The organism is Bacteroidota bacterium (assembly GCA_016183775.1).
Lineage (GTDB): Bacteria > Bacteroidota > Bacteroidia > JABDFU01 > JABDFU01 > JABDFU01.
Window position 1 is genome coordinate 1 of record JACPDY010000137.1, and the last position, 14,440, is coordinate 14,440.

Annotated in this window: 13 protein-coding genes; 9 read left to right on the plus strand and 4 right to left on the minus strand. The window is 40.4% G+C overall.

Annotated elements, in window-relative coordinates; translation table 11 throughout:
• Positions 1–154 precede the first annotated feature (154 nt).
• From serS to HYU69_15700, 8 genes are read left to right on the plus strand one after another with little or no spacing between them, the layout of a single operon-like run.
• Positions 155–1,426, plus strand: a complete 1,272-nt coding sequence (gene serS / locus HYU69_15665) for a serine--tRNA ligase (protein MBI2271778.1) — start codon at positions 155–157, stop codon at positions 1,424–1,426.
• A 1-nt stretch (position 1,427) separates the two neighbouring features.
• Positions 1,428–1,988 carry a hypothetical protein gene (locus tag HYU69_15670; GenBank protein MBI2271779.1) on the plus strand — a complete coding sequence of 187 codons (561 nt, stop codon included), beginning with the start codon at positions 1,428–1,430 and terminating at the stop codon, positions 1,986–1,988.
• Positions 1,989–1,990: 2 nt separating this feature from the next.
• Positions 1,991–3,820: a tetratricopeptide repeat protein gene (locus tag HYU69_15675; protein ID MBI2271780.1), complete on the plus strand. Its 1,830-nt coding sequence runs from the start codon at positions 1,991–1,993 to the stop codon at positions 3,818–3,820.
• A 22-nt stretch (positions 3,821–3,842) separates the two neighbouring features.
• Positions 3,843–4,142, plus strand: a complete 300-nt coding sequence (locus HYU69_15680; GenBank protein ID MBI2271781.1) for a DUF4286 family protein — start codon at positions 3,843–3,845, stop codon at positions 4,140–4,142.
• Positions 4,143–4,161: 19 nt separating this feature from the next.
• On the plus strand, positions 4,162–4,938 hold the full coding sequence (gene rsmA, locus HYU69_15685) for a 16S rRNA (adenine(1518)-N(6)/adenine(1519)-N(6))-dimethyltransferase RsmA (GenBank protein MBI2271782.1): 777 nt from the start codon (positions 4,162–4,164) through the stop codon (positions 4,936–4,938).
• 40 nt (positions 4,939–4,978) lie between these two features.
• Positions 4,979–6,370 carry a magnesium transporter gene (gene mgtE, locus HYU69_15690; GenBank protein MBI2271783.1) on the plus strand — a complete coding sequence of 464 codons (1,392 nt, stop codon included), beginning with the start codon at positions 4,979–4,981 and terminating at the stop codon, positions 6,368–6,370.
• Between the two features lie 34 nt (positions 6,371–6,404).
• Positions 6,405–7,346: a hydroxyacid dehydrogenase gene (locus HYU69_15695; GenBank protein ID MBI2271784.1), complete on the plus strand. Its 942-nt coding sequence runs from the start codon at positions 6,405–6,407 to the stop codon at positions 7,344–7,346.
• Positions 7,347–7,355: 9 nt separating this feature from the next.
• Positions 7,356–8,042: a hypothetical protein gene (locus HYU69_15700; GenBank protein ID MBI2271785.1), complete on the plus strand. Its 687-nt coding sequence runs from the start codon at positions 7,356–7,358 to the stop codon at positions 8,040–8,042.
• Positions 8,043–8,045: 3 nt separating this feature from the next.
• On the opposite strand, the gene HYU69_15705 is transcribed toward HYU69_15700, so the two are convergent.
• Both HYU69_15705 and HYU69_15710 read right to left on the minus strand, forming a co-directional pair.
• A complete protein-coding gene (locus HYU69_15705) occupies positions 8,046–9,299 on the minus strand; it encodes an aspartate kinase (protein ID MBI2271786.1) in 1,254 nt (417 codons plus the stop codon).
• A gap of 13 nt (positions 9,300–9,312) precedes the next feature.
• Entirely contained in the window at positions 9,313–9,798 is a 486-nt protein-coding gene (locus tag HYU69_15710; protein ID MBI2271787.1) for a GNAT family N-acetyltransferase, read from the minus strand.
• A gap of 207 nt (positions 9,799–10,005) precedes the next feature.
• Here HYU69_15710 and fbp point away from each other — a divergent pair, with 207 nt between their 5' ends.
• A complete protein-coding gene (fbp, locus tag HYU69_15715; GenBank protein MBI2271788.1) occupies positions 10,006–11,028 on the plus strand; it encodes a class 1 fructose-bisphosphatase in 1,023 nt (340 codons plus the stop codon).
• Positions 11,029–11,033: 5 nt separating this feature from the next.
• On the opposite strand, the gene HYU69_15720 is transcribed toward fbp, so the two are convergent.
• Positions 11,034–11,642, minus strand: coding sequence for a riboflavin synthase (locus HYU69_15720; protein MBI2271789.1), 609 nt, complete (start codon positions 11,640–11,642; stop codon positions 11,034–11,036).
• 2 nt (positions 11,643–11,644) lie between these two features.
• Positions 11,645–14,347: a gliding motility-associated C-terminal domain-containing protein gene (locus HYU69_15725; protein MBI2271790.1), complete on the minus strand. Its 2,703-nt coding sequence runs from the start codon at positions 14,345–14,347 to the stop codon at positions 11,645–11,647.
• Between the last annotated feature and the right edge of the window lie 93 nt (positions 14,348–14,440).

Genomic DNA, 14,440 nt, shown 5'->3' on the forward strand with positions numbered 1-14,440 from the left:
TTATAATTTTCCATTGGGCATCGGTAAGGCTTGTTTCATACATGGTACATAGGGTTTTGGTCAACACTAAGTAATTCAGTAGGAGATTTCCTTTTAGATGCCCTTTATACTTTTTATCAAATGAATTTTAAACAGTTTCTTAGACTAAAAATTTATGTTGCAATTAAACTATATCCGCGAAAATAAGGATGATGTCATTGATCGTTTAGCCATAAAAAATTTTGATGGCAGGAAATTCATTGATGAAGTTGTGAACCTTGACGAAGTTCGCCGGTCAACGCAGAAGGAACTCGATAGTATTTTAAATGAAGCAAATGTGTTGGCAAAACAGGTCGGCGAGTTGTTTAAAACAGGTAAAAAAGCTGAAGCCGAAGATCTGAAGAATAAAAGTGCGGCATTAAAGGAAACGTCAAAAAAGCTGGAAGAGTCATTGCGGATCGTTGAGGAAGCGCAGAAAAGTCTGCTGGTGCAGGTTCCTAATTTACCCAGTGCAAAAGTTCCGAAAGGAAAAACTCCTGCAGATAATGAAGTCGTTTTTACACACGGGGAGCTGCCAAAACTGGCGGACGGAACCAAGCCGCATTGGGAATTAACTACCCAATACGATATCATAGATTTTGAATTGGGTGTAAAGCTAACAGGGGCGGGCTTCCCTGTGTATAAAGGAAAGGGAGCTAAGTTGCAGCGTGCCTTGATAAACTTTTTTCTGGATAATGCCACAGCGGCTGGTTATAATGAGATACAGCCTCCAACATTAGTAAATGAAGCATCGGGTTTCGGAACAGGACAATTGCCCGATAAAGAAGGACAAATGTATCATGTAGGAATTGATAATCTTTATTTGATTCCTACTGCCGAAGTTCCGATTACAAATATTTATCGGGATGTTATTGTGAAAACCGAGCAACTGCCGATAAAAAATTGCGGATACACGAATTGTTTTCGGAGGGAAGCCGGTAGTTATGGAAAGGATGTAAGGGGGCTAAATCGTTTGCACCAATTTGATAAAGTGGAGATCGTTCAGATAGCCCACCCGGAAAGATCATATGAAGTGCTTGAAGAAATGCGTGAGTATGTAGCTGGTCTGTTGAAAAAACTTGAATTACCGTTCCGTACACTGAAACTATGCGGAGGCGATATGAGTTTTGCATCCGCACTTACTTATGATTTTGAAGTGTTCTCTGCCGCACAGGAAAAATGGCTCGAAGTTAGTTCAGTATCTAATTTTGAGGCTTTTCAAAGTAACCGTTTAAAACTCCGCTATAAAGGAACCGATGGTAAAACCCAATTGGCGCATACACTGAATGGCAGTGCGTTGGCATTGCCGCGTATTGTTGCGGCCTTACTGGAGAATAACCAAACCAATAAGGGAATAAGAATTCCTGCTGTCCTGGTGCCTTATACCGGTTTTGATCTGATCAATTAAAATGCAAAGGATAACCATTCCGCTTATTTTAGGGTCTTTTTTTACACTTTTTTTGCTCAATTCCTGTGGAACAAAATATCCGAAAGAGATCATAGAGATGGATAGCCTCCAGGTGTTGCTTAACAAAGTCCAGGCCGAACTTAAGGCGATTGATAAAGCGGAGATCAATAATAAGTACAGCGAGATCAAAGAAAACGTAACTTTTGTTCAGCAGAATTACAATGATACCTTAACGCTTGAAATGGCAGAGTTTTTGGGGGAGTATAGTTCATTACTCAAGGTATTTGAGTCTGTCAAGGAAGAGTATGCCGGACTTGAGAAGGAATTGGAATTTTCTGCCGGACAACTTAACAATCTTAAACACGACCTTCAATACAATATTATGAATGATGACAGTGTTAGGATATATTGTGAGCGTGAGACCCGGGCGGTAAAAAGAAATACAGAATCTGTACAGGCAATCCGGGCGACTTTGAAACGTAACATGGAGTTATCTGATAAATTGACTCCGCAAATAAAACAGTTAATGGAAGACATTAAATCTAAACAACAGAAAAATTAAACTTGAGACACTTAGCTAAAATATTTTTCATTTTTCATTTTTCATTTTTCATTCTGCAAAGCGCCTTTGCTCAGGTTTCAACAGATGAAAAGCTCGCCAACCAGTATTTTCAGAACAAGGAATATGATAAAGCCATTGTGTATTATGAGAAACTGTTCGGGAAGAAATCATCCGAACTTATTTATCAGAACTATTTAAGTTGTTTGCTCGCGGTAAAGGATTTTAAAACTGCTGAGAAAGTTGTTAAAAAACAAATGAAGAATAATCCCGGTCAGCTCGATTATGGAGTTGATCTTGGAATGGTTTATTTCACCGCCGGTGATCCGGATAAAGCCAGGTCGGAGTATGAAAAAGTAATTAAACAATTGCCCGCCGACCAGGAGCCTGTATTTAACCTGGCCAATGCATTCCTTAAAATAAAGGAATGGGATTATGCTATTGCAACCTATCAAAAGGGGAGAAAGCTGCTTAGGGGAGTATATCCGTTCAATATGGAGTTAGCTGAAGTTTACCAGCAGAAGGGCGATGTAACAGCTATGATAAGTGAATACCTCGATATGTTGGAGTTAGGTGATTCCTATTTACAAAGTGTTCAGAATTCCTTGCAAGCGGATTTTGGAAGTGAAGGAGACGCGAAAAAAAATGAGATCATCCGTTCGCAATTGCTGAAGCGCGTGCAGCAAAGCCCAGATAAAACAGTTTATACCGAGTTGCTTGTGTGGATGCTCATGCAGCAAAAAGAGTTTGATTCAGCCTTTACACAAATAAAGGCGTTGGATAAACGAAAAAAGGAGGATGGTTCACGTGTAATAGCCCTCGCTCAAACCTGTGTACAGAATGAGAATTATGATGTTGCTGTTAAAGCTTATAAATATATCATTGATAAAGGTCCTGAAAGTTCATATTACCTGAGCGCGCGGATCGAACTGTTGAATGCGATGTACAAAAAGGTAGTATCTCGGAATAATTATACACAGACCGAACTTATTGAACTGGAAGCAAATTACAGTAAATCCTTGTCGGAACTGGGCAAATCAGTTAGTACAGTTTCACTCATAAAAGATATGGCGCATTTGCAGGCATTTTATTTATACAAAACGAAAGAAGCTATCGCATTGTTGGAGGAGGCTGTTCAGATGCCCCTTCTTTCAGCAACGCTGCAGGCCGAGTGCAAACTTGAATTGGCGGATATCTTGCTGATGACCGGAGATGTTTGGGAGGCATCACTTACTTATTCTCAGGTCGAAAAAGCATTTAAATACGATGTAGTGGGCCAGGAAGCCAAATTCAGGAACGCGAGAATTGCATTTTATACAGCCGATTTTAAATGGGCGCAGGCGCAGCTTGATGTACTGAAGGGATCTACTTCAAAACTTATTGCCAATGATGCGATGGCACTTTCAATAATGATCAGTGACAATATGGGATGGGATTCAATTACAACACCTTTGGAAATGTATGCACGTGCCGACCTGTTGTCGTTTCAGAATAGGGATGATGAAGCATTGATCGTATTGGATTCAATTAAGGAAAAGTATCCCAGTCATACTATACAGGACGATATTTTATTTAAGCGTTATGCCATAATGATGAAGAAGAATAAATACGAGGAGGCTGCAAAATACCTGCAAAATATAATCGATAATTTTTCGTGGGATATATTGGGCGATGATGCAATGTATTACCTGGCCGGGCTGTATGAGAACAGGTTGAATGACAAACAAAAGGCGATGGGACTATACAACGATCTGCTTGTAAAATTTCCCGGGAGCATGTTTACTGTTGAATCCCGTAAAAGATTCAGAAAGTTGAGAGGGGATGCGGTGAATTGATAGATTTTGAAAAAGTAAAAGTATGATAATCTATAACGTAACATTAAATATTGACGATGTCATTCACGATGAGTGGTTGAAGTGGATGAAGGAGGTGCACATTCCTGAGGTAATGAAGACCGGCCTTTTTTTAGAAAACAGGATGCTGAAATTACTGATGGATGAGCCGCAGGGAAAAACCTATTCTATGCAATATACACTTAACAATATGACTGATCTGGAAGAGTATCGGGCCAAACATGCTCCGCGTTTGCAAAAGGAATTTGTTGATCGTTATGCGGATAAATTTGTAGCCTTTCGGACAGTATTGGAAGTGGTCTGATGTTTCCTCACTTATTTTAATTATGAATGTACGCGCTAAGAAGCATTTAGGTCAACATTTTCTGAAAGATGAAGATATTGCACTTCAAATCGTAAAAGGCCTTACAAATAAAAGCGGTTGCAAAAAAGTGCTTGAAGTTGGTCCCGGTATGGGGGTGTTGACCAAATATCTCTTAGAGGAGAAATCATTTGAAACTTATGTTATTGATATTGACCGCGAATCGATCTCCTTTTTGCAAAAAAAATACCCCTTGTTGGGAGATCGGATCATTGCCGGCGATTTTTTACAGATAGAGTTTAATAAATACTTCAGCGAACCGTTTCTTGTTATTGGCAATTTTCCTTATAATATTTCAACCGAAATACTTTTTAAAGTTTTGGATAATCGTAACCAGGTACCTGAAGTCGTTGGCATGTTTCAAAAAGAAGTGGCTGAACGCATCGCGTCAAAACCGGGTAATAAAGTCTACGGTATTGTAAGTGTATTGTTGCAGGCGTTTTATGATATCGAATATTTGTTTACGGTTGAACCGGAAGTTTTTGACCCACCTCCCAAAGTGAGATCGGGGGTGATACGTTTGATACGGAACACTACGCAGCAATTGGATTGTGATGAAAAACTTTTTATACGGGTTGTTAAAGCTACTTTTGGCCAGCGCAGAAAAATGGTGCGTAACGGCATTAAGCAGTTTAAACTTAAAGCAGAATTTATAACTCATCCCTTCCTTACACAGCGGCCCGAACAATTATCCGTGAAAGATTTTGTGGAGTTGACCAATATGCTGGATAAATCGTAAATTGCGTTTGTAAAAGTCCCTTTTGTTTATTGGTTACACTATGCAATTCCAGCTTACACCGGAATATTTAGAACTTCTGCGAAAGGCCATTGGTACCAATGACCTTAAGTTTATCATGGAGCAGCTTAAAGAGCTTCACCCCCCTGATATTGCCGAAATTTTTAATGAGTTAAATCTTGAAGAGTCCAAATACCTGTATAAGCAGTTGGATGAAAACGAGGCAGGTAAGGTTTTGGTTGAGATGGAAGATGATAAGCGGGAAAAATTTCTTGCTTCACTTACTTCCAGAGAAATAGCAGAGCATATTGATAACATGGCTTCGGATGACGCGGCTGATGTTATAGCCGAACTTCCGGACAGTGTACAGGATGAAGTATTATCTCACCTGGAGGATCATGAGCAGGCCAGCGATATCGTCGACCTGATGAATTATGATGAGAATACTGCTGGTGGCTTAATGGCAACTGAATTGGTTCGTGTACATGTCAATGATTCGGTCAGGTTATGTGTGCGTGAATTGCGGAAACAGGCTGAAGAGGTAAAAAATATTTATACGATTTATGTGGTGGATGACAGCAATAAATTGCTCGGCTTACTTTCGCTGAAAAGCCTGCTTACCACATCGTTGAGCGCTAAGGTAAAGGACGTATATAATCCCGATATTATTTCTGTTAAAACAAATACTCCCGCAGAAGAAGCTGCGAAGATCATGGAGAAGTACGACCTGGTTGTATTACCCGTAATTGACAGTTTGGGTAAGTTGGTCGGCCGCATCACAATTGATGATATAGTTGATGTGATACGTGAAGAAGAAACAGAAGATGTTCAGAAGATGGGTGGTATGGAAGCCCTGGATGAGCCGTATATGAGTATCCCTTTTCTCGGGATGATCAAAAAACGTGTGGGTTGGCTCACATTACTTTTTATAGGTGAAAGTTTTACAGCTACAGCAATGGGCTTTTTTGAAGGTGAAATAAAAAAGGCCGCGGTGCTGGCGACATTTATTCCATTGATCATTTCAAGTGGCGGAAATACCGGTTCGCAGGTGTCAACTCTCATTATCCGCGCGCTGTCACTCGGAGAAATAACAATAAGTGAATGGTTGAATATTGTTCAGAAAGAAATTAAAGTAGGGCTGGCATTGGGTTTCGCTTTAGGAGTATTAGGATTTTTACGTGTAGCCATATGGTCGTCCTTTACCGATATTTACGGGCCTCATTGGAAGCTTATAGGTGTTTGCATAGGGGTTGCATTGATGGGGGTAGTGTTGTGGGGTAATTTAATGGGTTCATTATTTCCAATAATATTAAAAAGACTGGGATTAGACCCTGCTGTTTCATCCGCACCTTTTGTTGCCACAATGGTTGATGTTACCGGCCTTATCATTTATTTCACTGTAGCTTCTATTATGTTAAGCGGCATTATACTGTAGCACAGGTTACAAACCTGTACTACAATCTACGATCATGAAAATACTTTTTATTGATACAACCCATCCTTCACTTCATGAAGAGCTTATTAAATCGGGTTTTCATTGTGATCTGAATTTTAACTGGACCAAAGAGGAGATCATCACGAATATTAATAAATACGATGGGATTGTTATTAGGAGCAGAATTAAAATCACAAAAGATATTATTGATAAAGCCCCGCGGCTGAAATTTATCGCAAGAGTTGGTGCAGGCATGGAAAATATTGATGTTACCTATGCGGAAAGCAAGGGCATTCGCTGCCTCCATGCCCCTGAGGGGAATCGCGATGCAGTAGCCGAGCATGCTTTGGGTATGTTGTTAGGTCTGCTAAATAACATTGGCAGAGCAGATAGGGCGGTTCGTGACGGCAAATGGATACGCGAAGGAAACAGGGGAGTGGAGCTGGGAGGAAAAACAATTGGTGTGATCGGCTATGGGAATATGGGAAGCGCTTTCGCACAACGATTCAGTGGTTTTGGATGCGAAGTAATTGCCTATGATAAATACAAGAAGGGTTTTGGCACGGAGGAGGTCAGGGAAGTTGCTTTAGCGGACATTTTCAAAAGAACGGATGTGCTAAGCCTGCACCTTCCACTGACTGACGAAACTAATTATCTCATAAACGATACGTTCATTAATAAATTCGCGAAGCCCTTTTATATAATTAATACTTCCAGAGGGAAGATTTTGAATACGGCCGACCTTGTAAAAAATATGAGATCGGGAAAAGTTTTAGGTGCTTGCCTGGATGTATTGGAATACGAAGCAATTTCATTCGAAGATATCGATGCCAAAACATTGCCTGAACCATTTCAATATCTTATTCAGTCGGATAAAGTTATCCTGACTCCTCATATTGCCGGGTGGACGCATGAAAGCAATGAAAAAATGGCGCGCGTTTTGGTTAATAAGATCAAAGTATTGTATAATATGTAGCATGCTCCTATGAAATTATTTTTTCAATATTATATCTTATTGTTGATTTTTGTTCTTCTTTCGGAACATGTAAATGCGCATGTTAATTCTGATTCATCCGGCGTTATAGTTGCAGCAGGTGGCATGTCCTTTAGTGAGATCAGATCATTGATGGATAAAAATATTGATGTTATTGTTAATTCAACAATGAGCCAGCCTGATATACAATCTCTCGTGAGTACTGAGGCCGGTCATGTATTTATTGATGGACGTGGCTTTGATTATGTTCTGCTCAATTCATGGTTAAGCGCGGGAGCATCCGTCATTATCGATCGCTCTTTTTCTACGTTTGATCTGAAGTCGTTGACGGGAACAGGGGGCGGTAAAGTATATGTTTTTGCCCGCGGATTTGAGATATTCGATATTGAAACATTCATGTCAAACGGAGCGAATATTATTCTTGACAGAAGCGCGTCTTATACCTATTTATATTCAGCCATCAGTAAATATCAGAATCGGGTAAGTATTGACACCAAAGGGTTTTCCATAATGGAAATCAGTGATTTTATTAGTAATGGTGCCGGTGTATGGATCAGTAATGTTTTATATATAAGCGATACACGAACTTTAATCAGGCAGGCAGCAAAGTATGGCGGGAATATCTTTATCGATCAAAAGCTTTCTTATTTTGATATAAAAGTGCTGTTGGAACAATAATCACTACACATTCTTAACAACCAATTGCACGGTATACCGGCTTTTAACTTCCAGTAAAATTTTCTTATCTGTTGTTACGCGATCAATGGTTTCCTGGTTATAGTAGCGAATGGTAATCAGTTCCATGTCTTCATTATAAAGTACGCGGTATTTTTCCTGTAATTTCTTCACGATATTTGGTACTTTATGTTCGTCAATATCCACGCACACAGAAAAGCTGATGGCTGAACTTTGCATGGTATTTATTTTAATGCCCATATCCGCAAATAATTTAAATATGTCGCTCAGGTTTTCTTCAACTATGAATGAAAAATCTTTGGGTGAAATGGAAAGTAATACCTGGTTCACTTTAAAAATAAAGCAGGGGACAGGTAATGGCGATTCTTTATCATTAATTACAGTTCCCTTTTCATCCGGTTTAATGAAAGACCGCACATAGAGCGGAATGTGCTTATTCTGCAGTGGCTTTATGGTCTTTGGATGAATAACTGTAGCTCCATAATAGGAAAGTTCAATCGCGTCGAGGTATGAAAGTTGTTCGATCAGGTGTGTATCATCAAACCATTTGGGGTCGGCATTTAGCACTCCCGGTACATCTTTCCATATTGTAACACTTTCGGCATTGGTGCAATAGGCTAAAATAGCGGCGGTGTAATCAGAGCCTTCACGGCCCAATGTCGTTGTGTAATTTTCGGAAGTTCCGCCAATAAATCCCTGCGTAATAACCAGTCCGTTAGTTTTGGAAAGAGCCTGGGAGAGGTGTTTAGTCTGTTCCCAATCCACCTTTCCTTCCCGATACGTGTTATCCGTTTTTATGAAATCGCGCACATCTTCCCATCTGTTTTTGATCCCATTTTCATTCAGATAAGCGCTGATGATCTTTGTAGAAATTACTTCACCTATACTCACTATCTGATCATACTGTTGATCAAATGATGGGACGGGTTCTCCTTCAATGGCCCAATCCAGTTCTACAAACGTGTTGTTTAGTTCATTATATACCGGATGAGTTTTATCAGTAAAAAGCTGTTCGACTATATCAATATGAAATTTTTTTATTTCATCCAGAATTTGTCTAAGATTTTCTTTGCGATAATAAAAGGCGTTAGTAAGTCTTTCAAGGGCATTGGTTGTTTTTCCCATTGCAGAAACCACTACGATCAGATTTTCATCCGGGAAAAATTTTAAAATATGTGCAACATTTTTTACCGATCCCGCATCCTTAACTGACGCTCCGCCAAATTTGAATACTTTCATAAATTTATATTGATCAGTTTTTCTGGAGTTTGAGTTGCGCTCCGAATTTGTTGAGCTGCTCATCTGTCAGCCTGCAACTCAACCATGCCTTCATAAATTTGGAATCATACTGTTTATAAAACTCGATCGCAGGAGTATTCCAGTCCAACACCTGCCATTCCAACCGACGCGCCCTCATTTCAACTGTTGCTTTCACAACAGCTTCAAACAATAATTTTCCGATCCCTTTCCGGCGATATGGTTGCGTTACTATTATGTCATCCAGGTATACACATTTGCCCTTCCATGTTGAATATTTTATAAAATAGAGAGCCATCCCGACAATTTTTTTGTCAACTTCAGCGACAAAAAATTTAAATATCGGGTTTTCACCAAACCCGTCATGCTCCATATCCTGCAGGGTCACCACAACTTCATGGGGTTCCTTTTCAAACTCAGCCAATTCCTTTATAAGGTTTAACACAGCCGGTAGATCTTCTTTAAAGCCTTTTCTTATCATAGTATATGGTCAGGGTAGAGTGGCCCGTTTTTGAAAATACCCACATGGGTCATTGAAATTAAAGTATTTTTTTCAATGTACGCAAAGTTGACAAAAATAGGTTTTTTTGCATTTGGCAAGGAATACATTAAAAATCAGTACTCCTGAATCCTCGATTTTCGGTATATTCGTAATGTTCAAATTAAAGAAACTCAAATTATATTAAATATGAGCAAGGTTAAGACATTAGGACAGTTTATAATAGAGAAGCAATCGGATTTTCCTTATGCGAAAGGGGAATTATCCAGGTTGTTACGAGATATTGGTATCGCTTCAAAGATAATTAACCGTGAAGTAAATAAAGCCGGCCTGGCCGATATACTTGGTGAAGCCGGAGAAACCAATATCCAGGGAGAACAGGTTAAGAAACTGGATGTATTTGCCAATGAACAGCTTATAGCTGCTTTGACCGTTGGGGGTGAATGTTGCGCCATTGCATCGGAGGAAAACGAGGATATAATTCCTATTGAGAATCATCAATCGGTAAATGCAAGGTATGTAGTGGCCTTTGATCCGCTTGACGGCTCTTCAAACATTGATGTGAATGTGTCAGTGGGTACTATATTTTCCATCTATCGCAGGGTAAGTTTGAATGGTCCAGGAACACTCGAAGATTTTATGCAGCGTGGTACAGAACAAGTGGCTGCCGGATATGTTATTTTCGGTTCGTCCACAATGATGGTATATACAACAGGTAAAGGGGTCAATGGTTTTACGCTCGATCCATCCATCGGTGAATTTTGTTTGTCGCATCCAAATATAAAGATCCCCAAGAGTGGTAAAATATACTCCATCAATGAGGGTAATTATGTTCATTTCCCTGATGGGGTTAAGAAATTCATAAAGTGGTGCCAGGAAGAAGATAAGGCCAGTAATCGCCCATATTCATCACGTTATATTGGTTCTGCTGTTGCCGATATTCATCGCAATCTGTTATATGGCGGTGTGTTTATTTACCCGACTACTTCAACTTCTCCAAAGGGGAAATTACGTTTGTTGTATGAATGTAACCCATTGGCATTTATTATTGAGCAGGCAGGTGGAAAAGCGACGGATGGTTTTGGCCGTATTCTTGAACTTGAGACCAAATCCTTGCACCAGCGCACGCCATTGTTTATAGGTTCTACTGAAATTGTTGAGCGTGCAGAAGAATTTATGCACAAATATTCAACTGTTGAAGCGAAGGGATAGGCAGTTCAGGTATTCATGTTCAATTGCCGGGATAGCATTTTCGCCGCATACTTTCCGAGTATATCAAATTCAATATTCACCGTATCTCCGGCTTTAAGTGTTTTAAAAGTAGTGTTATCGTAAGTATACGGGATTATTGCCACTGAAAAGCGATGGTCCTGTGAGTGAATAACGGTAAGACTTATACCATTCACACAAACGGATCCTTTCTCGACCGTTATTTGTCTTTCACTTTCCGGGTATATAAAAGTAAATATTTTGCTTCCGTTTTGCTCCTCTGTTTTTTCACATATCGCGGTGGTGTCTACATGGCCTTGAACAATGTGGCCGTCCAGCCGGTCGCCGACTTTTAGGCTGCGTTCCAGGTTAATCGTATCACCAATTTTGACGGATCCAAGATTTGTTTTTGAAAGTGTTTCCTGTATAGCAGTTATAGTATGGGTTTGGGAAGATGCGTCTGTCGAAACAACAGTCAGGCATACGCCATTGTGCGCTACACTTTGGTCAACTTTTAATCCGGATGAAATGGGTGAGGAGACAGTAATGTGTAGATTGCCACCTTCTTTTTTCAAAGAAACAATTTTCCCTAAAGCTTCAATAATCCCGGTAAACATAATTATTGGCTGGCTGGATTTCCCTTACTATTAATAAGCTGCAAAAATCCTTTAAGGGTACGGGGTTTAATGCCGGCCACACGTATCTCATTAACAATACAGGTGTAGTAATACGTACCATCGGAGCAAGGTAATTTGCTGTCTTTGCTTCTGCCATCCCATCTGATATTAGGATCATTAGTTTCAAATACAATAAGTCCCCAGCGGTCATAAATTTTAATATCAATGTCTTTAACAAATTTATAAGGTAAAGGTTTAAAATGATCGTTCCTTCCGTCTCCATCAGGGGTGAATACATTGGGAAGTTCATACAGGGGGCAATTGTCTATGCAAATAACATTGCTGTTTACACTTTCATTGTTGAAACTATCAATGGCTGTAACTACATAACAGCCGGCAATTGATGTAATATTATTGTGAAGGTAGCTTGTGTCGGTAGAATTATAGAGCGCAGTTGAATCCAATAACTGGAAAGGTGTATTTTCAACAGGTGTATAATAAATCTTATAGCGGACCACATCATCAGTTCCACAACCGCTGTTGTTAGGATTGGTCCATTTTAAATAGTTATAAACCAGATCACAATCCCCGGCAATATCAAGTTTGGGAGCGCAGGGAGCTTGTTTGTCATCAGGGCTGGCACATTTTTCTTCAGAGTAATTGATTAGCGGGCTTGGTATGCCCGGATCGGAATAAGCTCCGATACTTTTTACTTTGTAACAATATTGCCGGCCATTGATCAAACCGGTGTCAGTATATGTTTTCAAAGAGGTTTCGGTAAGAGAATCAAATACAGATGTACCGGTATTGTATTTGTATATCACATAGCGGGTGTTTTTCCAGGGAACATATTCTTCCCATGATAACACCAGCTTATTGTCGGCAGGAGCGATAGACAGGTAAACTGATGAAGCATTGTGCGTCGACCCTTTAAACACATTTTGAGTATTATTTGTGTCATTGGTATAAAAATCAATCCGGTATTTGTAAGGAGTATTACTTGTGTTGAGAAGCGTATCCAGGTAGGAGGTGTCGTTAAGCGAACCAAAATACGGACTTGAGAATGTTACAATCTGTGAAAAAGTTGTTCCGAAAAATCCGGTTGTGCGCATTAAGCGGTATTGGTACGGTCCGGGATAAAGCAGCGTATCGAGGTTAAGCGGATCGGCGACGGGTTTGATCCACTTGATCATGATCCGGCCGGTTGAAGTGTTGGTTGTAAAAACATCCACATTGGTTATAATCGGAACATCCTTAATAAGCTTCGAACATGCTTTTGCCGAGGCAAAACTTTCCGAACCATCATTGAAAACAGTGACAACTATATACGAATAATCAATGCCATGAATAAGCCCTTCCCCGTTGTTGTTATCAACAAAGCTGGTTGTAGTGCTTGTGCCGATCAAAGTATATCCGGATAGTGCGGAAACTCCCTTGTCGCAGGGCCCGTGCTGCCAGTTGGAGCAGGAGTCCTTTCTGTATATTTTATATCCTGCAACACCGCTGCAAATGTTTGCCGTCCAGTTAACGATCATGCTTGACCCCGAAGGAGTAGCGGTCACATTTTTCGGCGAGGGCGCGACAACAGTAATGTTTATTGTTTTAAAATTAACCAGCGGAATGTTCGCGGCATCATCTTTCGCTTTGAACGAAACAATATAAGGCTGCTTACGGACATGGCTGCATATAGTATTCCATGAGAATGTTGAACTTATGGTATCACCTCCAAAACCTGTGGCAAACGTAGCTTTAGGGATAACGACAAAAGGGCTCAGCGGTCCGCCAACAGCAGTTAGCGTAACATTGTTTTTATCAATATCATAAGCGGTTACAGGAAATGTAACAAGTGTACCCGCTTCCACACATGTATCGTTCAGGGGAAAGAAATCGGGAGGAGTATTGCTGCAGGCGGTAACGGTGATTTGCATATCACGTTCAACATTACCTATCAGGTATCCATTACGCCATTCTTCTATAAGAATAGCTATGTTGTATTCGCCGATCTGCACAGGGTTGCACCACGCTATATCACCTGTCAGCGGGTCGAGTGTGAGTGAGCCTGTTACCGTTCCTGCGGCAGAAATATTAGGGAGACGGTAACCAAGTATAGGGCTGCCACCGGCTTCAAGACAGGCAACAAGCTTAAAAGAAAGACTATCGCCATCGGGATCGTATGCGCCGGGGTTGTGATAGAAACAACGACCAGTACAGCCATTGTCGATAGGCGGGTTAAGAAGTACAGGTGAACTGTTATTCCCTGTTCCTAAGAATGGGTTAATTATAAGGCAGGTGCGGATAAAAAATACAGTATTAATTGAATTGGGAATGTTAATAACCCCGCCATTGCGATTAGGGTCTTCCATGGAGATACAATAATTACCCGGTCCGGGAAATTGATGGCTGCACGTGTAGGTGTTCATCCTGATGTTATTTCCAAGGGATACGCCCATGCCATAAGGCGCACAGCTAAGGGATTTGTCGCCATTGGTTCGCCCTGCAATGCAGCTGTCTCCATCACCAAAATAAATGGTCAATTCGCAACGGTCGGCCTGGCTGTCTTCTTTCGTGTAAGTCGTAACGGTAACTTCGTAAGTGGTACCCGATATCCATTTATATGTAATTTCCCCTGCCCGGTTATGTGTGGCCTTACAAAGGCTTATTGTAACGAGGAAAAACAGGACTAATGTCAGTGCTCTTTTTGTCAAAGGGAGGACTTTTAAATGCAAACTCTAAATTAGGTATTTTATTTTGCATACCGAAGTAAAATCATGTTTCTTTGTCTGCATGTAACGCTTGCC